Here is a 23,752-nt window from a genome sequence, read left to right on the forward strand (position 1 = left end):
CCTGGCGCGGACGCCGGTCGTACGTCACCGACATCAGCGGCTCATCCGGCCCCGGCCACCCGGGGCCGGATGTAGGCGGCCGGATGTACGGGGGCCGGATGCGGGGCGCCGGGGGAGCGGGGGCCGGATGCGGGGCGCCGAGCGAGCGCGCCGCAGGGCCGGTGCGGGCGGGGCGTCCTCCTGGCCGTCGCCGCGCGTTGTCGGTGGGGGCGGTTAGCCTCTCTGAGGTGTCCGCGTTTCTCACCGATCCCGACCAGCTCAAGCAGCTCCTCGGCATTCCCTTCACTCCGGAGCAGACGGCCTGCATCACGGCGCCGCCCGCCCCGCAGGTCATCGTGGCCGGGGCCGGGTCGGGGAAGACGACGGTGATGGCCGCGCGCGTGGTGTGGCTGGTGGGCACCGGGCAGGTCGCGCCCGAGCAGGTCCTCGGGCTCACGTTCACCAACAAGGCCGCGGGCGAGTTGGCCGAGCGGGTCCGCAGGGCGCTCGTCCAGGCCGGGGTCACCGACCCCGACGTCATCGACCCGGACAACCCCCCCGGCGAGCCCCGCATCTCGACGTACCACGCCTTCGCCGGGCAGCTGCTGACCGATCACGGCCTGCGGATAGGCCTGGAGCCCACCGCGCGGCTGCTCGCCGACGCCACCCGCTTCCAGCTCGCGGCCCGGGTGCTGCGGGAGGCGCCCGGACCCTATCCGGCCCTCACCAAATCGCTCCCCGCGCTGGTCAGCGATCTGCTCGCGCTCGACGCCGAGCTGTCGGAGCACCTCGTGCGCCCGGGCCGGCTCGCCACGTACGACACCGAGCTGCTGGCCGCCCTGGACAGCGTCGTGCTCAGCAACGCCGAGCTGCGCAAGATCCCCGAGACCGCCGCCGCCCGCCGCGAACTGCTCGATCTGGTACGCCGCTACCGCGACGCCAAGAGCGCCCGCGACCTCCTCGACTTCGGCGACCAGATCGCCCTCTCCGCCGAGCTGGCCTCCACCCGGCCCGAGGTCGGCGCGATCCTGCGGGACGAGTTCCGGGTCGTCCTGCTCGACGAGTACCAGGACACCTCGGTCGCCCAGCGGCTCCTCCTCTCCGGGCTCTTCGGCGGTGGCTCCGGGCACGCGGTGACCGCCGTCGGCGACCCCTGCCAGGCGATCTACGGCTGGCGCGGCGCCTCCGTCGCCAACCTCGACGACTTCCCCGAGCACTTCCCGTACACCGACGGGACCCCCGCCACCCGCTTCTCCCTCAGCGAGAACCGCCGCAGCGGCGGCCGGCTCCTCGACCTCGCCAACGGACTCGCCACACCCCTGCGCGCCATGCACGAAGGGGTCGAGGCGCTGCGTCCGGCACCCGGCGCGGAACGGGACGGAACCGTCCGGATCGCCCTGCTCCGTACCCACGCGGAAGAGATCGACTGGCTCGCCGACTCCATCGCCCACCTCGTGCGCACGGGCAGGGAACCGGGCGAGATCGCCGTACTGTGCCGCACCGCCGGGGACTTCCCGGAGATCCAGGGCGCACTGGTGGCCCGCGACGTGCCCGTCGAGGTCGTGGGCCTGTCCGGACTGCTGCATCTGCCCGAGGTCGCCGACCTCGTCGCGGTGTGCGAGGTCCTCCAGGACCCCGGCGCCAACGCCTCTCTCGTACGGCTCCTCACCGGACCCCGCTGGAGCATCGGCCCGCGCGACCTGGCGCTGCTGGGCCGGCGGGCGCGGCTGCTGGTCCACCGGGGCTCCGGCCAGGACCCGGACGGTGACGCCGACGCGCGGCTGGCAGCCGCCGTCGAGGGCACCGACCCCGCCGAAGTCATCTCGCTCGCCGACGCGCTCGACACCTTCCTGGAGTCGGCCGGCGCCCCGGACGACGGACTGCCCTTCTCCGCCGCCGCCCGCGTCCGCTTCGCCCGGCTCGCCACCGAGCTGCGCGAGCTGCGACGCTCCCTGGCCGACCCCCTGATGGACGTCCTGCACCGGGTCCTGGCCGTCACCGGTCTCGAAGTCGAACTCGCCGCGTCCCCGCACGCGCTCGCCGCCCGCCGCCGGGAGACGCTGAACAACTTCCTCGACATAGCGGCCTCCTTCGCCGGGCTCGACGGGGAGGCGGGTCTGCTGGCCTTCCTGGCCTTCCTGCGTACGGCCGCGCAGTACGAGAAGGGCCTGGACAACGCCCTGCCGGGCGGCGAGAACACCGTGAAGGTGCTCACCGCGCACAAGTCCAAGGGCCTGGAATGGGACGTCGTCGCCGCGCCCGGCCTGGTCACCGGCCAGTTCCCGAACGGCAAGGCGCGCGAGGCCTGGACCTCCCAGCCGAAGGTCCTTCCGCACGCACTGCGCGGTGACGCACCGACGCTCCCGGAGATGGCGTCCTGGGACGCCAAGGGCCTCAAGTCCTTCAAAGAGGCGATGAAGGCGCACCAGCACACGGAAGAGCTGCGCCTCGGCTACGTCACCTTCACCCGCCCACGCTCCCTGCTCCTCGGCTCGGGCCACTGGTGGGGCCCGAGCCAGAAGCGTCCGCGCGGCCCCTCGGACTTCCTGCGGGCGCTGTACGGCCACTGCGCGGCGGGACACGGCGAGATCGAGGCGTGGGCGGACGAGCCCGAGGAGGCCGAGGAGAATCCGTCCCTGCGGGCGGAGACCACCCCGCACCCCTGGCCGCTGCCGCTGGACGCGCGGGCTCAGGCCCGCCGCAGAAAGGCGGCGGACACGGTCCTGGCGCACCTGGAGGAGCTGAGGTCGGGGGAGCTGAGGCCGGGGGGTGCGGAGCGTGAGGTTCCGCCCGGCCGCGGCTCCGGCGACGCACGCGGCTCCGGCAACGGCAGCGACGGTGACAGCGTGCCGGACGGTTCGCCCGGCTCGTACGACGACCTGCCCGACGACCCCGAGCTGTCGTACGGCCCGGATCCGCTCGACGACCCCGAGCTGTCGTACGACCCGGACCTGCCCGACGACCCCGAGCTGTCGTACGACCCGGACCTGCCCGACGACCCCGAGCTGCCGTACGACCCGGACCTGCCCGACGGGCCGTCCGATCTCTCGGGCGACCTGTCCGACTGGGACGCCTGGACGACCACACGCGACGCCGCACCTGCCCCCGGAACCGCCGCACCCCCCGGGGCGCCCTCCCGCGAGCTTCCGGCCCCCCTTCCGGCCCCCCCTCCGGCCCCCGTCCCGGCCCCCCGGGAGCCCGGGCCGGCGGAAAACTCCGGGCCCCACCCCCACCTCACCCCGGAGGAGTCCCGCACCCTCGCTTCCTGGGACCGGGACCTCGACGCCCTCGCCGGGGAGCTGCGGCGCGCTCGCGCGACCGTGCGGGACGTCCCCGTACCACCGTCCCTCTCCGCCTCCGAGCTGCTGCGCCTCGCCGCCGACCCGGACGGTTTCGCCCAGGAGCTGGCCCGGCCCATGCCGCGTCCGCCGCAGCCGGCGGCCCGCAGGGGCACACGGTTCCACGCCTGGGTGGAGTCGCGGTTCGAGGAGCTGCCGCTGCCGATGCTCGGCCCGGACGAGCTGCCCGGCGGCGACGAGGACGAGCCCGAAATCGCGGACGAACGCGATCTGGCCGCCCTCAAGGCCGCCTTCGAGCGCACCCCGTACGCCCGCCGTACGCCGTACCGCCTGGAGACGCCGTTCCATCTCACCCTGGCGGGCCGGGTGATCCGGGGGCGTATCGACGCCGTCTACCGCCATGCCCACGTCGACCCGGCGACGGGGGCGGAGACGTACTCGTACGAGATCGTCGACTGGAAGACCAGTCCTGCCGGCACGGGCGACCCGCTCCAGCTCGCCGTCTACCGGCTCGCCTGGGCGGAGCAGCACGACATCCCGCCGACCGAGGTCGCGGCCACGTTCCTCTACGTACGCACCGGAGAGGTCGTCCACCCCGGCCCGCTCCCCGGCCGCCCCGAACTGGAACGGATCCTCACGGGCGCCCCGGCCGGGCACTCCGCGCTACCGGCAGACGAGCAAGCTCCCCGAGCCCGTTAGGCTCGACATATGAGCGACACCCCGGACAGCGTCGTCCGTACGTACATTCAGACCCACCGCGCCACCTTCCTCGACGACCTCGCCGACTGGCTGCGCATCCCCTCCGTATCCGCCCAGCCCGACCACGACGCTGACGTGCGGCGCAGTGCCGACTGGCTCGCCGCGAAGCTCACGGAGACCGGCTTCCCCGTCGCCGAGATCTGGGACACACCGGGCGCCCCCGCCGTCTACGCCGAGTGGCCCTCCGACGACCCCGGCGCCCCGACCGTGCTCGTCTACGGCCACCATGACGTCCAGCCCGCCTCCCGCGAGGACGGCTGGCACACGGAGCCCTTCGAGCCCGTCGTACGGGACGGCCGGATGTACGCGCGCGGCGCCGCCGACGACAAGGGGCAGGTGTTCTTCCACACCCTCGGTGTGCGGGCGCATCTCGCCGCCACCGGCCGCACCACCCCCGCCGTCCACCTCAAGCTCCTGGTCGAGGGCGAGGAGGAGTCGGGCTCCCCGCACTTCCGCGCCCTGACCGAGCGGCACGCGGACCGCCTCGCCGCGGATGTCGTGATCGTCTCCGACACCGGCATGTGGTCCGAGGACACCCCGACCGTCTGCACCGGGATGCGCGGCCTCGCCGACTGCGAGATCGAGCTGTACGGCCCCGGCCAGGACATCCACTCCGGTTCCTTCGGCGGCGCCGTCCCGAATCCGGCCACCGTCGCCGCCCGCCTGGTCGCGGCCCTGCACGACGAGGAGGAACGCGTCACGATCCCCGGCTTCTACGACGGCGTCGCGCCCCTCACCGACACCGAGCGCGCGCTCTTCGCGGAGCTGCCGTTCGACGAGGACGAATGGCTGCGTACGGCCCGTTCCGGCGCCACCCTCGGCGAGGCCGGCTACTCCACCCTGGAGCGCGTCTGGGCCCGCCCGACCGCCGAGGTCAACGGCATCGGCGGCGGCTACCAGGGCCCCGGCGGTAAGACGATCATTCCGTCCTCCGCCCAGCTGAAGCTGTCGTTCCGCCTCGTCGCGGGCCAGGACCCGGACCGTATCGAGCGGGCCGTGCGGGACTGGATCGAGGACCGGATCCCGGCCGGTATCCGGCACAAGATCACCTTCGGCGCCGCCACCCGCCCCTGTCTGACCCCGCTGGACCACCCGGCGCTCCAGTCGGTCGTACGGGCCATGGGCCGCGCCTTCGGCCGGAAGATCCGTTTCACCCGGGAGGGCGGCTCGGGACCGGCCGCCGATCTCCAGGACGTGCTCGGCGCCCCGGTGCTCTTCCTGGGCGTTTCCGTACCGTCCGACGGCTGGCACGCGCCGAACGAGAAGGTCGAACTGGACCTGCTCCTCAAGGGAGTGGAGACCACCGCATACCTGTGGAGCGACCTTGCCGCCGCGCTCCGCTGAAAACCAACCCAATCCACCGGGGGAGTTGGAAGTACCTGTGAGCACCATCAGCAGTGACGCCACCGCACACCGACCCATCGGCCTCACGGCCCCGAGCGGTGTCGACCGCGCGGCGCACCACCGGCTCGACGAGGCATGGCTGGCGGCGGCGTGGAGCCACCCGACCACGCGGGTCTTCGTGGTGTCGGGCGGCCAGGCGCTGATCGACGACACCCCCGACGGCCGCACCGAACTGGTCATGACCCCGGCCTTCGAGGCGCCCCTCACCGAGACCCACCGCTACTTCCTCGGCATGGACGAGGCCGGCGTCCGCTACTTCGCGCTGCAGAAGGACACACTGCCCGGCCGGATGGACCAGTCGGCACGGCCCGCGGGTCTGCGCGAGGCCGGACTGCTGCTCTCCGCCCGCGACGCCGGACTGATGGTGCACGCGGTCGCGCTGGAGAACTGGCAGCGACTGCACCGCTTCTGCTCCCGCTGCGGCGAGCGCACCGTCATCGCGGCGGCCGGCCACATCCGCCGCTGCCAGGCGTGCGGCGCCGAGCACTACCCACGTACCGACCCGGCGGTGATCATGCTGGTCACCGACGAGCACGACCGCGCACTGCTCGGCCGCCAGGTGCACTGGCCCGAGGGCCGCTTCTCCACGCTCGCGGGGTTCGTGGAGCCGGGCGAGTCGATCGAGCAGTCGGTGGCACGCGAGGTCTTCGAGGAGGCGGGCATCACGGTCGGCGAGGTCGAGTACGTCGCCAGCCAGCCGTGGCCGTTCCCGTCGAGCCTGATGCTGGGCTTCATGGCCCGCGCCACCTCATCGGAGATCATGGTGGACGGCGAGGAGATCGAGGAGGCGCGCTGGTTCTCCCGGGACGATCTGCGCACCGCGATCGAGTCGGGCGAGATCCTTCCGCCGGCCGGCATCTCGATCGCCGCCCGCCTGGTGGAGCTCTGGTACGGAAAGCCGCTGCCGAGACCGGCGAGCTGATCCCGCAGGCCCCTGATCCGCAGGCCTTCGACCGGTCGGCAGCCGGCCTTCGACCAAGTCGGCCTTCGACCCGCCGGCCCCCGGTGAGCGCTCTGGAGGGGGCGGACGACTCCCGGGCCCGAACGCGAACGCCCCCACCGGCAGCCACTGCCGGAGGGGGCGTCATGCGTCGGGATCAGACGCCGAGCGCCTGCTTGACCTGGGCGAGGCTCGGGTTCGTCATCGTGACGGCCTCGCCGCCGCCGGCCGGGACCACCAGGACGGTCGGCACCGTCTGGTTGCCGCCGTTGGCCTTCTCGACGAAGGCCGCCGACTCCGGGTCCTGCTCGATGTTGATCTCGGTGTAGCCGATGCCTTCGCGGTCCATCTGGCCCTTGAGCCGACGGCAGTATCCGCACCACGTGGTGCTGTACATCGTCACAGTGCCCGGCATGGTCTCTGGCGCTCCTCTGTTGTCTCGTCCGCACCCGCCGGACGCGCCGTCCGTGCGCCTCCGTACGGGTCCGTCCGTATCCGCTGGTCTCCGCGCGCCGTCCGTGATGCTCCCGCACGCCGCCCGCGCAGAGTCAAACGCACGTGACCGGGCCGCCATTCCCACCGTGGCCGTAGTGAGACGTAGTGGTACGACTAACGCCGGTCCCTGTGGACAACCGACGTGGCCGCCCCGGGCGACCTGGCAGCATGGCGGGGTGACAGCAGCAACGCACTCCCCACTGTTCCCGCAGGAATCCGACGGTGGCCAGATCATGGCTCCGCCGCGCGACGCCGACGCGGTGCTGGACGGGCTCGACCCCGAGCAGCGCGAGGTGGCGACCGCCCTGCACGGTCCGGTATGCGTGCTGGCGGGAGCCGGCACGGGAAAGACGCGCGCGATCACGCACCGGATCGCGTACGGCGTGCGCGCCGGGATACTCCAGCCCTCCAGCGTGCTGGCCGTCACCTTCACCAACCGCGCGGCGGGCGAGATGCGCGGGCGGCTGCGTCAGCTCGGCGCCGGCGGTGTCCAGGCGCGCACCTTCCACTCGGCCGCGCTGCGCCAGCTCCAGTTCTTCTGGCCCAAGGCGGTCGGCGGTGAGCTGCCGCGGCTGCTGGAGCGCAAGGTCCAGCTCGTCGCCGAGGCCGCGGCCCGCTGCCGGATCCGTCTCGACCGCAATGAACTGCGCGATGTCACCAGCGAGATCGAATGGGCGAAGGTCACCCAGACCGTACCGGCCGACTACCCGGCCGCCGTCGCCAAGTCCGTGCGCGACGCACCACGCGATCCGGCCGAGATCGGCCAGATCTACGGAATGTACGAGCAGCTCAAGCGCGACCGCTCGGTGATCGACTTCGAGGACGTGCTGCTGCTCACGGTCGGCATCCTGCAGGACCGGCACGACATCGCCGAACAGATCCGCCGTCAGTACCAGCACTTCGTGGTGGACGAGTACCAGGACGTCAGCCCGCTCCAGCAGCGGCTGCTCGACCTCTGGCTGGGGGAGCGGGACAGCCTCTGCGTCGTCGGCGACGCCAGCCAGACCATCTACTCCTTCACCGGCGCGACCCCCGACCACCTGCTGAACTTCCGCACCCGGCATCCGAACGCCACCGTGGTGAAGCTGGTCCGCGACTACCGCTCCACCCCCCAGGTCGTCCATCTGGCCAACGGCCTGCTGAACCAGGCCCGGGGCCGGGCCGCCGAGCACCGCCTGGAGCTGATCTCGCAGCGCCCGTCAGGCCCGGAGCCGGTCCACGTGGAGTACGCGGACGAGCCCTCCGAAGCCGAGGGCACCGCCCGCCGGATCCGCGATCTGATCGCCGCCGGTGTTCCGGCCGGCGAGATCGCCGTGCTGTACCGGATCAACGCCCAGTCGGAGGTCTACGAGCAGGCTTTCGCCGACGCGGGGGTGCCGTACCAGCTGCGCGGCGCCGAGCGGTTCTTCGAGCGCCAGGAGGTACGGGAGGCGGGCGCCGCGCTGCGCGGCGCCGCCCGCTTCGGGGGCAACGACTCGCTGCTCGACGATGTCGTCGAGCTGCCCTCGCAGGTGCGTGCGGTGCTCTCCACCAAGGGCTGGACCACCGAGCCTCCGGCGGGTTCGGGAGTGGCCCGTGACCGCTGGGAGTCCCTGGCCGCGCTCGTCCGCCTCGCCGAGGACTTCGTCCGCGCCAAGCCGGAGGCCACGCTCGCCGATCTGGTGGCGGAGCTGGACGAGCGCGCGGCCGCACAGCACGCGCCCACCGTGCAGGGCGTCACCCTCGCCTCCCTCCACGCGGCGAAGGGCCTCGAATGGGACGCGGTGTTCCTGGTCGGGCTCGCCGAGGGCATGATGCCGATCACGTACGCCAAGACGGACGAGCAGGTCGAGGAGGAGCGCCGGCTGCTCTATGTCGGCGTCACCAGGGCGCGGCTCCACCTCTCCCTGTCCTGGGCGCTCGCCCGCTCGCCCGGAGGCAGGGCCTCCCGCCGTCCCACCCGCTTTCTGAACGGGCTGCGGCCCGGCTCGGTGACCCCCGGCCCCCGGGGTGCCGTCGCCGGCGAGGGCGGCTCCGTCGAACGCGGAGGCGCCGTGGGGACCGCGGGCGCCGGAGTCCGTCGCAAGCGGCGCGGCCCGGTGCTCTGCCGGGTCTGCGGGAAGTCGCTCACGGACGCGGGCGAGATGAAGCTGACGCGATGCGAGGACTGCCCCTCCGACATGGACGAGGCGCTCTACGAGCGGTTGCGCGGCTGGCGCGCGGACCAGGCGCAGCAACTCGGCCAGCCCGCTTATTGCGTGTTCACGGACAAGACTCTGATGGCGATCGCCGAGGCCGTGCCGGGCAGTGAGGGCGAGTTGGCCGGTATCTCTGGGGTCGGCAGCCGCAAGATGGGGCGGTTCGGGGCTGATGTCCTGGCGATCTGCGCAGGTGAGGAGCGTGCGCCGGCCGCAGCGGACAGCTGAGGCAAATTCGTCGAAAAAATAGTTTGCGCGCGCCCGTGGAAGCCCCATAGGTTCTTACCACGGGAACAACGGGCTTCTCCGAAGCCCTGTCCCCGTGCTGTACTTATCCGAATACGCGTGACCGGCCCCGGCCGGTCCTCAAGACGCCGAGAGGAGGCGATTCCAGTGATCAGCATCGACACCAGCTTCATCAGCACCGTCAAAATGACCGATCCCTCGGTCGCCTCCGCCTGCTCGCTCGGCTTCTTCGGTTCCGAACTCATTGCCAGTGGTCTGTCCGGCGCCTGCGCCATGCGCACCGGAAATCTGCTGGGTCTTCCCGTCCGGGAGCGCGATGAGCGACCGACCAAGGCACTGGAAGCGGAAGTAGCAGCGGCAAAGGCCAAGGCCTACGCCTACGCGGCGACCGGTGCCGAAACCAAGAAGCAGACGCAGCATCACACGATGTGGGCCTTCCGTCGGCTCGAACCCTGGAGCGATCCAGCCTGATGTGAATCAGGCCGGCGCCTTCAGGGCCGCGGAACCCCACCCGGGATCCGCGGCCCTTTTTGTTTGTCCCGAACGGGAGAGGCAGAGCGAAGGGGCTTCGGACGAGCAACACCTGGTACCAGCCGACACCCGGCCAACAGGCCGGAACCGACCAGACGAGGAACGACACCCCGTGCAACTCGAAACGCACGCCCCGTCCGTACCGCCTTCCGAAACGCTCCCCCCGCCCTGTCTCACGGAGGACTCCACCTTGACCCCGCTCACCGCGCTCACCGCGCTCGACGACGCCATCGAGAACCTCGGCGTACCCGTTCCCTGCCGTGCCTACGACCCGGAGGTCTTCTTCGCCGAGTCCCCGGCCGATGTCGAGTACGCCAAGTCGCTCTGCGGCACCTGCCCGCTCGTCGAGGCCTGCCTCGCCGGCGCCAAGGAGCGGCGGGAGCCGTGGGGCGTCTGGGGTGGCGAGCTCTTCGTCCAGGGCGTGGTCGTGGCCCGCAAGCGGCCGCGTGGCCGGCCCCGCAAGAACCCGGTCGCGGCATGACCATCGTCGGCACCATCGACCGTCCCTTTACGCACGATCCCCAGAAGCAGGCTCCGATGACCTCTTCCACGAGCGAGCCGTCCGGCTCCGCCACCCCGGCCGTCACCACCACGGGAGCGAACGACTCCCGCCAGAACAGGACTCGCGAGATGCAACTCATCCCAGAAGCCATGGCGCGTGCGCATATGGACGACCGAAGGCGGGAAGCCGACGCGGAACGCCGGGCCCTGCGCCTGGTCGCCGCCCGGCGGATGCAGCGCCGCGCCGAGCGCGTCTCGCTGCGCGCCCGCCGCGCGCTGGCCATAGCGGTCATGCAGTAGACAGCGGGCCCTGTGCCGTCCCGGCAGTGTCTGCCCGACGGGCAGACACTGCCGGTCGCGGTACCGGTCGGTCAGTTTCACCGCACGGGGGCCGGTCCTGACGGACCGGCCCCCGTGGTCGTCCCGGTGCGCCAGGTCAGGCGCCGGCCTCGTCCTCGGTGTCGCCGTCCCCGTCGTCCGTGCTGGTGTCGCTGTCGCTGTCGCCGTTGTTCCCGGTCTCCGGTTCCGCCAGGAAGCCGGGCAGCCACGCCTCCAGCTCCTCCCGGAGCCGTACCGTCGCGTTCAACTGACAGAGCACGCCGATGGTGCTGAGCGTGACGCGGTGTATGAGCAGGTACGACGGCGGCAGATTCAGCCGCTTGCCCAACTGATGGGCGGGAGACCGGGGGTCGGCGATCCGTGCCGCCTGGTTGCGCATCCAGCTCCGGGTGAAGGTGAACTCCTCCACCGCCGCCGGTTCGATGATCGGCAGCAGATAGTCCAGCACCGCGTCCGGGGCGAGATCGATGGACTCCTTGACGAACCCCTCCTCGCGCAGCAGCTCGTACACCCCCTCGGAGTCGCTCTCCAGCGTCATCCGCAGGGCTTCGCCGATCGGGGAGGGCAGGCCGCCGGGCAGTCGGTCCACCGTGCCGAAGTCCAGCACACCGAGCCGGAGTTCGCCCTCGTCGGCGCCTTCTTCCCCCTCTTCCCCGGTCGCTTCCGCCGGCAGCAGCCGGAAGTTCCCCGGATGCGGGTCCGCGTGCAGCAGCCCGGTGCGTGCCGGGCCTGAGAAGAGGAAACGGGCCAGCAGCTGACCCGCCCGGTCACGCTGCCCGGGTGTACCGTCGGCGATCACCTCCGACAGAGGTATCCCGTCCATCCACTCGGTCACCAGAACCTGCTCACCCTGGTGCACCACGTCCGGCACCACCACATCCGGATCATCCGCGAACACCGCCGCGTGCTCCCGCTGGGACGCGGCCTCCAGGGCGTAGTCCAGTTCCTCGGCGACGCGGTCCCGCAGCTCGGTGATCAGCGGCTTGATGTCCATCCCCGGGATCATCGGTCCCAGCAGCCGGGCGAAGACGCTCAGCTGCGTCAGATCGGACAGCAGCGCCTCGCCGGCGCCCGGGTACTGGACCTTGACCGCGACCTCGCGCCCGTCGTGCCACACGGCCCGGTGCACCTGACCGATCGACGCGGCAGCCGACGGCTTGTCCTCGAACTCCAGGAACAGCTCCCGCCACTCCTCGCCGAGCCGCTCCGCCAGCACCGCGTGCACGGTGCGGGTCGGCATCGGCGGCGCCGCCTCCTGCAGCTTGGTGAGCGCCGCCCGGTAGGGCCCGCCCACCCCCTCCGGCAGCGCGGACTCGAAGACGGACAGCGCCTGGCCGAGCTTCATGGCACCGCCCTTCAGCTCGCCGAGGACCCGGAAGAGCTGGTCGGCGGTGCGCTGCTGCAGCTCCTGCGCGACGATCTCCGCGGACCTCCCGCCGATCCGCTTGCCCAGACCCCAGGTGGCCCTGCCGGCGAAGCCCAGCGGCAGCGTGGCCAGCTTCGCGGTGCGGGTGACCGCCTTCCGGGGAAGATCAGACATTGCGCCCCTCCTAATCCCAGACAGCCATGCCGCGTACGGCGGTTACCCCGCCATTGTGCCGTGCCGCGCCCCCGCTCCGGCGGTGTGCTCCCCGTCTCGCCTTCCGGCGGCCCCGCAGAGACAGTCCGGGTGGGGTGCGAGCCGCTCGGAACGCCAGTCCAGCAGCGGCAGTGACACCTCCCATCGTGCACCCGTGCTGGCCGGAAGCTCACCGTCCAGGAACGACAGGGCGTGGGCCGCCGCCAGACCCGCCGCCGTACCGGCCAGGCCGACGTCGCAGGCCGGCACGGCCGAGGTCCGGCGCCCGGACCGCCACTGCGCCAGCATGCGCGGCCACCCCGGGTCGTGGTCCGCCCGCTCCCGCGCCGTACAGCCCGCACAGGCGGTGCCGCCCGGCAGCACCAGCGGACCCACCACCGCCGTGGCCTCGATCACTCCCGTGTAGAGATGAGGAGTGCCGGTGGCGACCCACGGCTCGGCCACCGCCGGATCGGGCGCATAGGCCGCCAGGCCGTCCCGAGGAGCGACGATCACCAGTGAGAGCGGTGGCTCGCCCTCGCCGGCGGACTCCGTGTACTCCGTGGCCCTCGGCGTGGGGCCGGGCGCGCTCCGCCGCACCAGCTGACGGGCCGCCGTGTCCCGGCGCTCGCCGACGGACCGGTCGGGCAGCCCACCGGGCGCCACGTCCCAGGCCTGCGTACACCCGCTGTCCAGCACGTCGAGACGCCCCACCCCGGCGGCGGCGAGCAGCGCGGCGACGGCCGCCCCCACCCGGCCGGCCCCCCGCACCTGGACCCGCATGGCACGCCGGGCCGCGAGCCGCCGCATTCCCTCCCCCGGCTCCGGGTGGACGACGGAGAGGGACGCCAGATCGGGACGCAGCCGCTCCAGCGTCCCCACCCGCTTCGCCCACGCCTCCGGCGCCCGGCCCCCGGCGCCCAGGTCGTCGACCAGCCCCGCCGCGGTCAGCCGCTCCACCAGCGAATCGGCCCGGCCGTCCGGCAGCCCCATCGCCCGGGCCTCCTCCCGGAGCAGTGGCAGCCCCCGGGTCCCGTCGAGCAGCTCCAGAAAACTGCCCGTGGCGGTATCGACCGGCCCGACCAGCACCGCGTGCGCGGAGGTGACTCCGAACTGCACCGTCTGCCGCTCCCGCCAGGCGCGCCGCAGCGCCGGCTTCACCATCGGATGCATAACGCCCTCCCGTCGTCTTCCCTGTGCTTCTCGGTGCTTCTCCTGTGCTCAGAATGCAAGGGAGCGGCCGGAGGTGCGGAAAGTTATCCACAGGGGCGGGCTGTTAGTCGTTCAAACGACGCCTGGCATGGAGTGGATCAAGATCGAATGATGGCGGAGCCGGGACGTCCGCCACGTACAGCGGGTAACGTCGTGGCGTGGCCGCCGATCCTTCCCGTACCCGCAGCTCCGTGACGAGCGCAGTCGAGGTCCGCAGGAGTGCCCGCCGCAGCAGAACGGTCTCGGCGTACCGCGAGGGCGACCGGACCATCGTGCTCATCCCGGCCCGGATGTCGGAGGCGGAGGAGCGGCGCTGGGTGACGGTGATGCTCGACAAGCTCGCCGCGCAGGAGAGCAAGCGCGTCCTCGGCGACAACGACCTGACCGAGCGGGCCGAGCGGCTCTCCACCCAGTACCTGGGCGGCGGGGCCCGGCCGGAATCAGTCCGATGGGTGACGAATCAGAACACCCGCTGGGGTTCCTGCACCCCGGCCGAGGGCAGTATCCGGCTGTCGCACCGGCTGCAGGGGATGCCGGAGTACGTCATCGACTACGTACTCGTCCACGAGCTGGCCCATCTGCTGGTCCCGGGCCACGGCCCGCGGTTCTGGCGGCTGCTGGAGGCGTATCCGCGCACCGAGCGTGCTCGTGGCTACCTCGAAGGCGTCGTCGCGGCCGCCCGGCTGCCGCAGCTGCCCGTCGACTGATGTCCGCTGATGCCCGTGATCTGTACCGAATGCGCACGATCCCGGCTTGATGTCGTACACAGCCGCTAGCCTGGCGCGACCACTGCAGATTCCGGGACGGGGGACGGTCGTCAAGCATGGCCAGGGAATTCCAGCGCGGACACAAGGCCAAGGTCAGTGACCTCACGCCGGGGACGGATCTGTACGTGGGCGTACGGATCGCGGCCCCCGGATTGACCTTCGACATCAGCTGCTTCGGCCTCGACGCCGATGAGCGGCTCTCCGACGACCGCTATTTCATCTTCTTCAACCAGCCGAAGTCGCCGGAGGAATCCGTCCAGCTGCTGGGTGCGCAGGCAGGGGACACCGAGTCCTTCCGGGTGACGCTGGACCGTGTCCCCGCGCAGATCCACAAGCTCTCGTTCACCGCGACGATCGACGGTTCTGGCCAGATGTCCCAGGTCGGCCCCGGATACATCCGCATCGTCGCGGGTGGTGAGGAAGTCGTCAGGTACGCCTTCACCGGCTCGGAGTTCACCACCGAGCGTGCCGTGATGCTCGGTGACTTCTACCGCAAGGACGTATGGCGGTTCGCCGCCGTCGGCCAGGGCTTCGACGGCGGCCTTGACGCACTCCTCCAGAACTTCGGTGGCGAGGTCGCGGAGGAGGAACCCGCTGCCCCGCAGCCGGTGGCCGGCGACCGGATCCCGTCCTTCGCCCCGCCCACGCACAGCGAGCCCCCCGCCCCGGCTCCCGCGCCCGCACCGCCGTTCGGCGCTCCGGCCGGACCTCCCGCTCCCGCCCCGGTGCCCCCACCGGCGCATACCGCACCGACCCTCGCGGCGCCCATGGCCCCGGCGGCTCCGGTGCCGCCGCCCGAGCCCGCCCCCTACGGACAGCCGCCCCAGCCCCAGCAGCCGCCATTCGGCCAGGCCCCCGGCCAGGTCCAGGTTCCGGGTCAGATCCCGGGCCAGGTTCCGGGTCAGATCCCGGGCCAGGTCCCTGGGCAGGCCCCGGGCCAGGTCGCGCCTCCCGCCGCGCCGTCCCCCTTCGGAGCGCCCCAAGGCATCCCCCAAGGCATCCCCCAAGGTCTTCCCCCGGGCGGCGCCGGCCTCCGGGCCGCCCTCCAGCCGTACAAGGAACTGCCCACGGGTCAGCGCTGGACCGCGCAGAACGGCCAGCTGATGCGCGTCGACCTCGGTGCGGGCGGCAGCCCCGTCCTCGCCCGCCAGGGCAGCATGGTGATGTACCAGGGCAAGGTCGACTTCGGCTACAAGGGCGCCGGCTTCGCGGGCCGTATCGTCGGCAACGCCACCGGCCAGGAGATGCAGCTGATGCGCTGCACCGGTCGCGGCCAGGTGTTCCTCGCCGAAGACGGCGCACACCTGCACCCCGTCGAGCTGCAGGGCGACGGGATCTGCGTTTCGGCGGAGAACGTCCTCGCCTTCGACGAGAGCCTTCAGTACGAGGTCCGGCGTATCGAGGGGCACGGCATTCCCGGCGGCGCGCTGTTCACCATGCTCTTCCACGGCACGGGCACCGTCGTCGTGAAGACCCATGGCACCCCGGTGGTGCTGCCCGTCACGCCCACCACCTTCGCCGACTGCAACGCCGTCGTCGCCTGGTCGGCCGCGTCCCAGGTGATCATCTCCAGCCAGGTCAGGCTGCGCCGCAACGCGTATCCCGGCCACAGCGGGGAGACGGTGAACCTTCAGTTCCGGGGCGCACCCGGCAATTTCATCGTCGTCCAGCCGTACGAGGTCTGAGGGAGTCCGGATCATGAACCAGCAGCTCGCGGGCTTCGCGCCCACCCCGGTCGCGGCCCGGATGGAGAAGCATGGCCGCGCCATGCTCAAGGTCGCCATGGCCACCGGTCAGGACCTCTTCGCCCGCACCGGCTCGATGGTCGCCTACGAGGGCTTCATCCAGTACGAGCCGAACCCGCCGGCCATCCGCCAGATCGCCTCCCAATGGGTTACCGGTGAGGGCACGCCCCTCATGAAATGTGCCGGCGACGGCCTGCTCTACCTCGCCGATTACGGCGCGGACGTCGTCGTCATCCCTCTCGACAACGACGCGCTCTCCGTCAACGGCAGCAATCTGCTGGCTTTCGACGCTCACCTCCAGTGGGGCGTCGAGCGGGTGAAAGGGCTGGCCAAGTTCGCCGGGCAGGGCCTGTGGAACGTCCAGATCTCCGGCACCGGATGGGTCGCCCTGACCTCCCGGGGCACCCCGATCGTCGTCGACTGCGGCCGGGGTGAGGACGAGACGTACGTCGACCCGGACGCGCTCGTCGCCTGGTCACCGGCCCTCAGGGTGAAGGGCAAGCGCAGCTTCAAGGCATCCGCCCTGATCGGACGCGGCAGCGGAGAGGCCTACCAGATGGCCTTCTCGGGCCAGGGCATCGTCGTCGTGCAGCCCAGCGAGGACAGCACCGACCGCCTGCGGATCCAGGGCTGAGGGAAGCGAGAACACACCATGCAGAGTCCGCTCTTCGCCTTGACGGAACAGCGGTCCGAGGACCGGTACGTCGTGCAGAACCCGCAGCTGCTGCGGGTCGCCCTCTCCGGCCAGGACGACATCCTCGCCCGCAAGGGCGCGATGGTCGCCTACCAGGGGCTGATCGACTTCGACGGTGAGTACCAGCCGCAGAACCGGCGCCGGGCCGGCGCACGCACCGGCGCGGGACTTGAGCTGATGCGCTGCCACGGGCAGGGCACGGTCTACTTCGCCAACCTCGCGCAGGACATCCATGTCGTGGACATCGACCACGACGGCATGACGGTGGACAGCGCCTACGTGCTGGCGCTCGACTCCGCGCTGCACACCGAAATCATCGCGGTGGACACCCAGTACGGCGTCTCGGGCTCCGGCAAGTACCAGCTGAACATCTCGGGCCGGGGCAAGGTCGCGCTGATGACGTCGGGCCAGCCGCTGATGCTGCGGGTCACACCTGACACGTACGTCAACGCCGACGCGGACGCGGTCGTCGCCTGGTCCTCCGGTCTGCGCGTGCAGATGCAGGCGCAGACGCACTCCTCGGGCATACGGAGGCGGCGGGGCAACACCGGCGAGGGCTGGGAGCTCAGCTTCCTGGGGCAGGGCTTCGCCCTCGTTCAGCCCAGTGAGGTCATGCCCCCGCAGAACGCGGCCATCGGCCAGGGCCTCGCGGCGCAGTACGGCGTCGGACAGCAGGGCGCACACGGGCAGAACCAGAACAACGTCTGGAGCAGGTGACCCCGGGCCCCGGGCGGAGAGGCGCGGGCCCTCGCGCGGGCCGCCCCTCTCCGCCCGGACTCACCGGCCCAGCGCCACGCGCGTGCGCTCCAGCAGGCTCGCGACGGAGCCGTCGGCCACATCCGCGGCCTCGTCGTAGGAGAACCAGCGGAGGTCCAGTGACTCCTCGCTGATCGCCTCGACCGCGCCGGCCGGAGCCAGCGCCGCGTACTGGACGTCGAGATGCCACCGGCAGGGCGCCGGAATAGCATGCCGGTCCAGTTGCACGGGACCGCCCGGCAGCAGGGCGAGTCCCTGAATCCCGGACTCCTCCGTGGCCTCACGCAGCGCGGCCAGCTCCAGCGTGCTGTCCCCGGGCTCGCAGTGGCCGCCCATCTGGAGCCACATGCCGAGCTTTCTGTGCAGGGTCAGCAGTACGCGGTCCCGCTCCGGATCGATCACCAGCGCGCTCGCCGTCAGATGCCCGGCCTCACACGCCTTCCACATTCCGTCCGGGTGGGCGGCCAGATGGCCGAGGTAGAGCTCGCGCAGCTCCTCCTGGTCCTCGTACCCCTTGAGTACGAGGACGGCGTCGTCGTGCAGGCTCACTTGTCGGTGTCGTCCTTGCCCTCGGCAGGGCCGTCGCCCGGGGCGTTCTCGTCCGGGCCGCTCTGCTCGTGCTTCGTCAGGTCCGGCTTGCCGCTGTCACCGGCGCCGCCTGTTCCGCCCGCCGCCTCACCGAGCATCCTGTCCAGCTCGGAGAAGTCCAGCTGCTCGCGGTGGACGAAGCCGTCCGGGTCGTCCAGGTCGGACGCCGTCGGCAGCATGTCCGGGTGCTCCCACAGATTGTCGCGCCCGTCGACGCCGCGCGCGTCCGTGAGCGAGGCCCACAGCCGGGCGGCGTCGCGCAGCCGGCGCGGACGCAGCTGGAGACCGATCAGGGTGGCGAAGGTCTGCTCGGCGGGGCCACCGGAGGCCCGGCGCCTGCGCAGCGTCTCGCGCAGCGCGTCCGCACCCGTGAGCCTGCTCCTGGCGGCTTCGTGCACCACCGCGTCCACCCAGCCCTCGACCAGCGCGAGCGCCGTTTCGAGACGGGCCAGCGCCGCCTTCTGCTCGGCGGTGTCCTCCGGCTGGAACATGCCCTGCTGGAGTGCTTCCTGGATCTCCTCGGGGTGACTGGGGTCGAACTGCCCCACCACGTCCTCCAGCTTGGAGGTGTCGACCTTGATCCCACGGGCGTAGCCCTCGACCGCGCCGAACATGTGCGACCGCAGCCACGGCACATGGGCGAAGAGCCGCTGATGGGCGGCCTCGCGCAGCGCCAGGTACAGCCGGACCTCGTCCTTCGGCACACCGAGGTCCTTGCTGAACGCCTCGATGTTCAGCGGCAGCAGAGCGGCCTTGCCGGCCGGGCCGAGCGGCAGCCCGACATCCGTCGAGCCCACCACCTCACCCGCCAGCACGCCCACGGCCTGTCCGATCTGCTGGCCGAACATGGCGCCGCCCATGGAGCGCATCATGCCGATCAGCGGACCCGCGACGGACTGCATCTCCTCGGGCAGGACATCCCCCATGGCCGTGCCCACCCGCTCCGCGACCGGGTCGACGAGCTGCTGCCACGCGGGCAGGGTCGCCTCGACCCACTCGGCGCGGCTCCAGGCCACCGCCGTGCCGGCGCCGGAGGGAAGCGAGGTCACGCCGTCCAGCCACAGATCGGCCAGCCGTACCGCCTCATTGACCGCGGACCGTTCAGCCGGGCCCACGCTCTCGTCCTTCGTGCCGTCGGACGTACCCTGCGCGACCGTCTGGCGGGCGATCTGCTTGGCCATGTCCCAGTTCACGGGACCGCCCTCGTAGCTGAGCATCTGCCCGAGCTGCTGGAAGGCCGCGCCCAGATCGTTCGGGTTCAGCGAGCCGAACATCGCGGCGAACGGATTGTCTCCGCCGCCCGCACCGCCCGGCAGACCGAAGCCGCCGAAGGGATTGCCGGGGCCCCCGCCGAAGGGGTTGCCGGGACCCCCCTGGCCACCGGCACCCTGACCACCTCCGCTGGGGTCCTTCTTCTTGCCGTCGCCGTCCTCAGGCTCCTCCGGCGGAAGGCCGAATCCGAATGGGGTGTCACTCACGGGTTTCCTCGGCTCGTAGGGCCACCGGTTCTCCGCCGGCGGCGGCTGCCCGACTACACCACCCAGCCTAAGGCGCGGCGGGCGGGTGAGGGGCGTGTCGCTGGCCGCCGGCCGGGCCCGGCTGTGGAGCGCGGACCCTGCCCTCGACCTGCTGTGTCTCCCGCCTCCGGCAGCTTCCGGGAGCCTTCGACACCCGGGCGGCTTCCGGGCTCGGTGCTCCGTCGGCCCATGGCCTGCGGCAGGATGGACGTCACCTGGTCCGTACGCGTCGTTCACGTACGTACTGAAGACAACCGCTGGAGACGCCCGGTGAGTTCCCCAGATCCGCAGGTTCGCGCAGCGCGAAACCGCTCCACCCCGACCCCGTCCCGCGGCCCTGTCGTCGCGGTCACCGGCGCCGCCTCCGGTGTCGGTGACCTGCTCACCCGGCGCCTGGCGGCGTCCGAGGAGATCAAGCAGGTCATCGCCATCGACGAGCGCCGGGGGGAGGTCTCCGAGGCGCGGTGGCACATCCTGGATGTCCGCGATCCGGCCATCGCGGAGAAGTTGCGCGGTGTGGATGTCGTGGTACATCTGGCGCTCGATCTCGACCTGGAGACGGACGCCGCCGCCCGTACGGCGTACAACGTGCGCGGCACCCAGACCGTCCTCACGGCCGCCGCGGCCGCGGGCGTGCACCGGGTGGTGCTCTGCACCTCGGCGATGGTCTACGGCGCGTTCCCCGACAACGACATCCCGCTCTCCGAGGACGCGGAACTGCGCGCGACCGCCGAGGCCACCGGTGTCGGCGACCTGCTGGAGATCGAGCGGCTCGGCCGGCGGGCGCCCCGCGCTCACCCCGGGCTCAATGTCACGGTCGTACGGCCCGCCGTCCTCGTCGGCGGTACGGACACCGCTCTCACCCGCTACTTCGAGTCGCCGCGGCTGCTCGTCGTCGCCGGTTCCCGCCCCACCTGGCAGTTCTGCCATGTCGAGGACCTGGTCAGCGCGCTGGAATACGCGGCCCTGGAGAAGGTCGACGGGGAGTTCGCGGTCGGCTGCGAGGGCTGGCTGGAGCAGGAGGAGGTCGAGGAGCTGAGTTCCATCCGCCGGATGGAACTGCCGTCCGCCGTCGCGCTCGGCGCCGCGGCCCGGCTCCACCGGATCGGCCTCACCCCCTCACCGGCGGGGGATCTCGCGTACACGATGCATCCCTGGGTCGTCAGTGTCAGCCGGCTGCACGACGCCGGCTGGCGGCCGGCGTGGACCAACGAGGAGGTCCTCGCCGCGCTGCTGGAGGAGGTGGAGGGCCGCCACACGGTCGCGGGCCGCCGGCTCGGCCGCAAGGACGCCACCGCCGCCGGGGCCGCGGGTGCCACGGTGGCGCTGCTCGGTACGGCCGCGCTGGTACGGCGTGCTCGCAAGGCACGGCGCCGGCTCTAGACCCTGTCCGGCGGCGCCGGGGGCGGCCGGACCGCGCGGTTCCGGGTTGGCGGTGGTTCCGGGTTGTCGGTGCCGTACGGCACGATGGACTCCATGGTGAGCACGCATTCCCGCCGGGGTGAGCAGGTGGCGCAGGACCCCATCCGACTGCTGGCGATCCGCGACACCCCACTGAGCGTCGACGAGGTCTTCCGCGCGGTCGGGGACGACACGGCGGGTGGCACGGCCCTCTTCGTCGGCACGGTGCGCAATCACGACGGGGGCGCCGATGTCGACCGGCTGGGCTATTCGGCCCATCCGTCGGCCGGGGCCGAGCTGAGACGCGTCGCGGAGAAGGTCGTCGCGGACCACCCCGTACGCGCGCTGGCCGCCGTCCACCGGGTGGGCGATCTGGAGGTGGGCGATCTGGCGGTTGTCGTCGCGGTCTCCTGCCCGCACCGGGCGGAGGCGTTCGAGGCGTGCCGGAAGCTGATCGACGATCTCAAGCACCAGGTCCCGATCTGGAAGCACCAGAAATTCACGGACGGCACCGAAGAATGGGTGGGCGCGTAGCGCCTCCCTCTCGGGGGTGGTGGTCGGGCGACGGGTGGGCGGGTAGCGCCCGCCTGCGGGGGCGCCCCGTTCGGCGGGTCCGAAACTCTGGAAGTACCCGGACGGCCCGATTTGCGTAACCGCACCCCGGCCAGCAGCGTTGGTTCGGCAGATGGTTAATCTGCTGATCGGTCAGTTGCAGACGCTCATAGAGGGTTGGAGGTCGGGATGGCCGCACTCGCCTGGTTGTTGATTCCGCTTTTCGCTGCCGTAGGCGCGGCGATATGGGGAGGCTGGGCCTCAAGGAACCGCACGATCGGGGACGTGGCCGAGCTCAACGGCTACGCCCGCTTCCGTGACGCGATGGAGAAGGCGCATTCCGGTTCGGACGCCGCCTGACGCCGCCTGACGTTTCCGCGGACCGTGCGCGTTCGCTGCGCCACCCGGAGGCAGCCCCGTACGGACCGGCCCCAGCGGTGCACTGACAGACCCTTCCCGTACTGTCGTTCCATGCCACGCCGCACCGCGACGATGCTCGCTTCCACCCTCGTCCTCATCGCGCTGATCTGTGCGGGCGTGTTCATCAAGGTGCCGTACGCGGAGATGAGCCCCGGGCCGACGGTGAACACGCTCGGTGACGCCGGTGGTGAACCGGTCCTGCAGATCTCCGGTCACCAGACGTACCCGACGACCGGCCATCTCAATATGACGACGGTCAGGGTCACCGGCGCGGACTACAACATGAACATCGCCGAAGCGGTCTACGGGTGGCTGGCCCACGACAACGTCGTGGTGCCGCACGACACCCTGTACCCGGACGGCAAGACCGAAGAGCAGTCCACGCAGGAGAACGCCGAGGAGTTCAGCCAGTCCCAGGAGAGCGCCAAGGTCGCCGCCCTGAAGGAACTGGGCATCCCGGTGTCCTCACGCGTCATCGTCTCCTCGGTCCTCAAGGACAGCCCCTCCGAAGGCACGCTGCACGCCGGGGACGTCATCAAGGACGTGGACGGGTCGCCGGTCAAGGACCCGCAGGACGTCGCGAAATTCGTCACCCGGCACAAGCCCGGCGAGGACGTCGTCTTCACGATCGTTCCGGCCGAGGACGCCAAGGCTGCGGAGAAGGCCGGCAAGGAGCCCACCGCCACCGAGCGGGTCAAGGTGACCACGGCGAAGTCCGGCGAGGGCGACCGGGCCATCGTCGGTATCCAGGCCGGGACCGACCACACCTTCCCGTTCACGGTCGACATCAAGCTCGCCGACGTGGGTGGACCGAGCGCCGGGCTGATGTTCTCCCTCGGCATCGTCGACAAGCTCACGCCCGGCTCCCTGACGGGCGGCTCTTTCGTGGCCGGTACGGGCACGATCGACGACAAGGGCGAGGTCGGCCCGATCGGCGGCATCGACATGAAGCTCGTCGGCGCGCGGAGCGCGGGCGCCCGGTACTTCCTCACCCCGGACGAGAACTGCGCCGCGGCCGCCTCGGACACTCCCAAGGGCCTCACCCTGGTCAAGGTGAAGAACATCAGCGACGCCAAGAAGTCGCTCGACAAGATCCGCACCGGGGACACGTCCGGTCTGCCGAGCTGTTCGGCGAACTGACCGGCCGCGCCCCCGCGCGTGGGGCCGACGTGGCGAGGGCGTGGAGCGGTTACGACTCGAAGGTGGCGAGGAGCGCTTCGGCCAGCCCCGGGACCAGACCGGAGCCGGTGAGGACCTCGTTGGGCGAGTCCTTCTCGCGCAGCCGGAGCGCCGACTCCCGGGCGCCGTCACGCAGCACGGCCACCGTCATCCGTACCTCCTGACGGTTCGGGTGGGCGGCGACCCACTGGGCGAGGGCGGCCTCGTCGAGGCCGTCCGGTACGGACGCCTCGGCGGACGGCGGCAGCATCAGCCGTTCCACCGTCATCGCGCAGCCCGCCACCGCCCCGGGCCACGCGATGGTGCCGAGAAACTCGTCCAGCGGGGTGCCGGCCGGGATCTCGTCCTGCTCGATAGGGGTGAGCGGAGCGATCGCGTCACCGTCGTCGAGGCCCAGCTGGGCCGCGAGCTCCGGTTCGTCGGTGCGCAGCCGCGCCGTGTCGACGAGTGCGAAGAGCCTGGCCGGCTGATCCCAGCCGAGCCCCGAGGCGTACTCGTCGATTTCGAGGACCGCGCGGGTCAGCGGGCTCGCGGCCATGGGTGTACCTGAGGAGGGAGAAACATTGGACATGCTCAATATCCTGCCTCCTCCGGACCCGGTGGCGGGAACTAGGTAAAGCCTCAGTAAGTTGCATCAGTGGGCCCTACGATCGCGGGGCCCACTTATACACGCTGAAACACACGACCGCGAAC

The 23,752-nt window shown here is 71.6% G+C and carries 21 protein-coding genes; 15 read left to right on the forward strand and 6 right to left on the reverse strand.

Annotation, left to right across the window (positions count from 1 at the left end):
* Positions 1-227: 227 nt before the first annotated feature.
* Genes ACIBAE_RS00675 through nudC form a run of 3 tightly spaced genes read left to right on the forward strand, consistent with a single transcriptional unit; the run spans position 228 to position 6,363 of the window.
* Positions 228-3,977: a UvrD-helicase domain-containing protein gene (locus tag ACIBAE_RS00675; RefSeq protein ID WP_399281556.1), complete on the forward strand. Its 3,750-nt coding sequence runs from the start codon at positions 228-230 to the stop codon at positions 3,975-3,977.
* Between the two features lie 9 nt (positions 3,978-3,986).
* Positions 3,987-5,381, forward strand: coding sequence for a dipeptidase (locus ACIBAE_RS00680; RefSeq protein WP_399281557.1), 1,395 nt, complete (start codon positions 3,987-3,989; stop codon positions 5,379-5,381).
* A gap of 37 nt (positions 5,382-5,418) precedes the next feature.
* Positions 5,419-6,363, forward strand: a complete 945-nt coding sequence (gene nudC, locus ACIBAE_RS00685) for an NAD(+) diphosphatase (RefSeq protein WP_399281558.1) — start codon at positions 5,419-5,421, stop codon at positions 6,361-6,363.
* 175 nt (positions 6,364-6,538) lie between these two features.
* On the opposite strand, the gene ACIBAE_RS00690 is transcribed toward nudC, so the two are convergent.
* Complete coding sequence (locus ACIBAE_RS00690; RefSeq protein WP_399281559.1) at positions 6,539-6,796, reverse strand: glutaredoxin domain-containing protein; 258 nt, start codon at positions 6,794-6,796, stop codon at positions 6,539-6,541.
* A 256-nt stretch (positions 6,797-7,052) separates the two neighbouring features.
* Here ACIBAE_RS00690 and ACIBAE_RS00695 point away from each other — a divergent pair, with 256 nt between their 5' ends.
* The 4 genes from ACIBAE_RS00695 (at position 7,053) to ACIBAE_RS00710 (ending at position 10,631) form a co-directional block, all read left to right on the forward strand.
* Entirely contained in the window at positions 7,053-9,281 is a 2,229-nt protein-coding gene (locus ACIBAE_RS00695; RefSeq protein ID WP_399281560.1) for an ATP-dependent DNA helicase UvrD2, read from the forward strand.
* A 165-nt stretch (positions 9,282-9,446) separates the two neighbouring features.
* Positions 9,447-9,770, forward strand: a complete 324-nt coding sequence (locus ACIBAE_RS00700) for a hypothetical protein (protein WP_399281561.1) — start codon at positions 9,447-9,449, stop codon at positions 9,768-9,770.
* Between the two features lie 172 nt (positions 9,771-9,942).
* The gene (locus ACIBAE_RS00705) at positions 9,943-10,311 is read left to right on the forward strand and encodes a WhiB family transcriptional regulator (protein WP_399281562.1); all 369 of its coding nucleotides are present in this window, start codon (positions 9,943-9,945) and stop codon (positions 10,309-10,311) included.
* The gene (locus tag ACIBAE_RS00710) at positions 10,308-10,631 is read left to right on the forward strand and encodes a hypothetical protein (protein WP_399281563.1); all 324 of its coding nucleotides are present in this window, start codon (positions 10,308-10,310) and stop codon (positions 10,629-10,631) included. Before ACIBAE_RS00705 ends, ACIBAE_RS00710 begins: the two co-directional genes overlap by 4 nt.
* 136 nt (positions 10,632-10,767) lie before the next feature.
* On the opposite strand, the gene ACIBAE_RS00715 is transcribed toward ACIBAE_RS00710, so the two are convergent.
* Both ACIBAE_RS00715 and ACIBAE_RS00720 read right to left on the reverse strand, forming a co-directional pair.
* Positions 10,768-12,210, reverse strand: coding sequence for an ABC1 kinase family protein (locus tag ACIBAE_RS00715; protein WP_399281564.1), 1,443 nt, complete (start codon positions 12,208-12,210; stop codon positions 10,768-10,770).
* A 42-nt stretch (positions 12,211-12,252) separates the two neighbouring features.
* Positions 12,253-13,401, reverse strand: a complete 1,149-nt coding sequence (locus tag ACIBAE_RS00720; RefSeq protein WP_399281565.1) for a TOMM precursor leader peptide-binding protein — start codon at positions 13,399-13,401, stop codon at positions 12,253-12,255.
* 197 nt (positions 13,402-13,598) lie between these two features.
* On the opposite strand from ACIBAE_RS00720, the gene ACIBAE_RS00725 reads away from it, so the two are divergent.
* From ACIBAE_RS00725 to ACIBAE_RS00740, 4 genes are all read left to right on the forward strand, one after another.
* Complete coding sequence (locus tag ACIBAE_RS00725; RefSeq protein WP_399281566.1) at positions 13,599-14,147, forward strand: M48 family metallopeptidase; 549 nt, start codon at positions 13,599-13,601, stop codon at positions 14,145-14,147.
* Between the two features lie 116 nt (positions 14,148-14,263).
* Positions 14,264-15,892, forward strand: coding sequence for a TerD family protein (locus tag ACIBAE_RS00730; protein WP_399281567.1), 1,629 nt, complete (start codon positions 14,264-14,266; stop codon positions 15,890-15,892).
* A gap of 13 nt (positions 15,893-15,905) precedes the next feature.
* The gene (locus ACIBAE_RS00735; RefSeq protein WP_399281568.1) at positions 15,906-16,586 is read left to right on the forward strand and encodes an AIM24 family protein; all 681 of its coding nucleotides are present in this window, start codon (positions 15,906-15,908) and stop codon (positions 16,584-16,586) included.
* Positions 16,587-16,604: 18 nt separating this feature from the next.
* Positions 16,605-17,363, forward strand: a complete 759-nt coding sequence (locus ACIBAE_RS00740) for an AIM24 family protein (protein ID WP_399281569.1) — start codon at positions 16,605-16,607, stop codon at positions 17,361-17,363.
* 60 nt (positions 17,364-17,423) lie between these two features.
* Here the strand turns inward: ACIBAE_RS00740 and ACIBAE_RS00745 are convergent, their stop codons facing one another.
* Both ACIBAE_RS00745 and ACIBAE_RS00750 read right to left on the reverse strand, forming a co-directional pair.
* Positions 17,424-17,951 carry an NUDIX hydrolase gene (locus ACIBAE_RS00745; RefSeq protein WP_399281570.1) on the reverse strand — a complete coding sequence of 176 codons (528 nt, stop codon included), beginning with the start codon at positions 17,949-17,951 and terminating at the stop codon, positions 17,424-17,426.
* Positions 17,948-19,468, reverse strand: coding sequence for a zinc-dependent metalloprotease (locus ACIBAE_RS00750; RefSeq protein WP_399281571.1), 1,521 nt, complete (start codon positions 19,466-19,468; stop codon positions 17,948-17,950). The genes ACIBAE_RS00745 and ACIBAE_RS00750 overlap by 4 nt, the downstream gene beginning before the upstream one ends.
* A 309-nt stretch (positions 19,469-19,777) precedes the next feature.
* On the opposite strand from ACIBAE_RS00750, the gene ACIBAE_RS00755 reads away from it, so the two are divergent.
* The 4 genes from ACIBAE_RS00755 (at position 19,778) to ACIBAE_RS00770 (ending at position 23,020) form a co-directional block, all read left to right on the forward strand.
* Positions 19,778-20,890 carry an SDR family oxidoreductase gene (locus ACIBAE_RS00755; RefSeq protein WP_399281572.1) on the forward strand — a complete coding sequence of 371 codons (1,113 nt, stop codon included), beginning with the start codon at positions 19,778-19,780 and terminating at the stop codon, positions 20,888-20,890.
* A 93-nt stretch (positions 20,891-20,983) separates the two neighbouring features.
* Positions 20,984-21,442: a molybdenum cofactor biosynthesis protein MoaE gene (locus ACIBAE_RS00760; RefSeq protein ID WP_399281573.1), complete on the forward strand. Its 459-nt coding sequence runs from the start codon at positions 20,984-20,986 to the stop codon at positions 21,440-21,442.
* A 207-nt stretch (positions 21,443-21,649) separates the two neighbouring features.
* The gene (locus ACIBAE_RS00765; RefSeq protein WP_399281574.1) at positions 21,650-21,820 is read left to right on the forward strand and encodes a hypothetical protein; all 171 of its coding nucleotides are present in this window, start codon (positions 21,650-21,652) and stop codon (positions 21,818-21,820) included.
* Positions 21,821-21,931: 111 nt separating this feature from the next.
* Positions 21,932-23,020, forward strand: a complete 1,089-nt coding sequence (locus ACIBAE_RS00770) for a PDZ domain-containing protein (protein ID WP_399281575.1) — start codon at positions 21,932-21,934, stop codon at positions 23,018-23,020.
* 49 nt (positions 23,021-23,069) lie between these two features.
* Here the strand turns inward: ACIBAE_RS00770 and ACIBAE_RS00775 are convergent, their stop codons facing one another.
* On the reverse strand, positions 23,070-23,630 hold the full coding sequence (locus ACIBAE_RS00775; protein WP_399281576.1) for a PPA1309 family protein: 561 nt from the start codon (positions 23,628-23,630) through the stop codon (positions 23,070-23,072).
* Between the last annotated feature and the right edge of the window lie 122 nt (positions 23,631-23,752).

Source organism: Streptomyces sp. NPDC051569, assembly GCF_044454085.1.
Taxonomy (GTDB): domain Bacteria; phylum Actinomycetota; class Actinomycetes; order Streptomycetales; family Streptomycetaceae; genus Streptomyces.

Coding starts and splice junctions, on each gene's coding strand:
- ACIBAE_RS00720 (WP_399281565.1), bottom strand. CDS start 13,401: ATGCATCCGATGGTGAAGCCGGCGCTGCGGCGCGCCTGGCGGGAGCGG.
- ACIBAE_RS00775 (WP_399281576.1), bottom strand. CDS start 23,630: ATGTCCAATGTTTCTCCCTCCTCAGGTACACCCATGGCCGCGAGCCCG.
- ACIBAE_RS00765 (WP_399281574.1), top strand. CDS start 21,650: ATGGCCGCACTCGCCTGGTTGTTGATTCCGCTTTTCGCTGCCGTAGGC.
- ACIBAE_RS00710 (WP_399281563.1), top strand. CDS start 10,308: ATGACCATCGTCGGCACCATCGACCGTCCCTTTACGCACGATCCCCAG.
- ACIBAE_RS00680 (WP_399281557.1), top strand. CDS start 3,987: ATGAGCGACACCCCGGACAGCGTCGTCCGTACGTACATTCAGACCCAC.
- ACIBAE_RS00730 (WP_399281567.1), top strand. CDS start 14,264: ATGGCCAGGGAATTCCAGCGCGGACACAAGGCCAAGGTCAGTGACCTC.
- ACIBAE_RS00735 (WP_399281568.1), top strand. CDS start 15,906: ATGAACCAGCAGCTCGCGGGCTTCGCGCCCACCCCGGTCGCGGCCCGG.
- ACIBAE_RS00740 (WP_399281569.1), top strand. CDS start 16,605: ATGCAGAGTCCGCTCTTCGCCTTGACGGAACAGCGGTCCGAGGACCGG.
- ACIBAE_RS00690 (WP_399281559.1), bottom strand. CDS start 6,796: ATGCCGGGCACTGTGACGATGTACAGCACCACGTGGTGCGGATACTGC.
- ACIBAE_RS00770 (WP_399281575.1), top strand. CDS start 21,932: ATGCCACGCCGCACCGCGACGATGCTCGCTTCCACCCTCGTCCTCATC.
- ACIBAE_RS00760 (WP_399281573.1), top strand. CDS start 20,984: ATGGTGAGCACGCATTCCCGCCGGGGTGAGCAGGTGGCGCAGGACCCC.
- ACIBAE_RS00715 (WP_399281564.1), bottom strand. CDS start 12,210: ATGTCTGATCTTCCCCGGAAGGCGGTCACCCGCACCGCGAAGCTGGCC.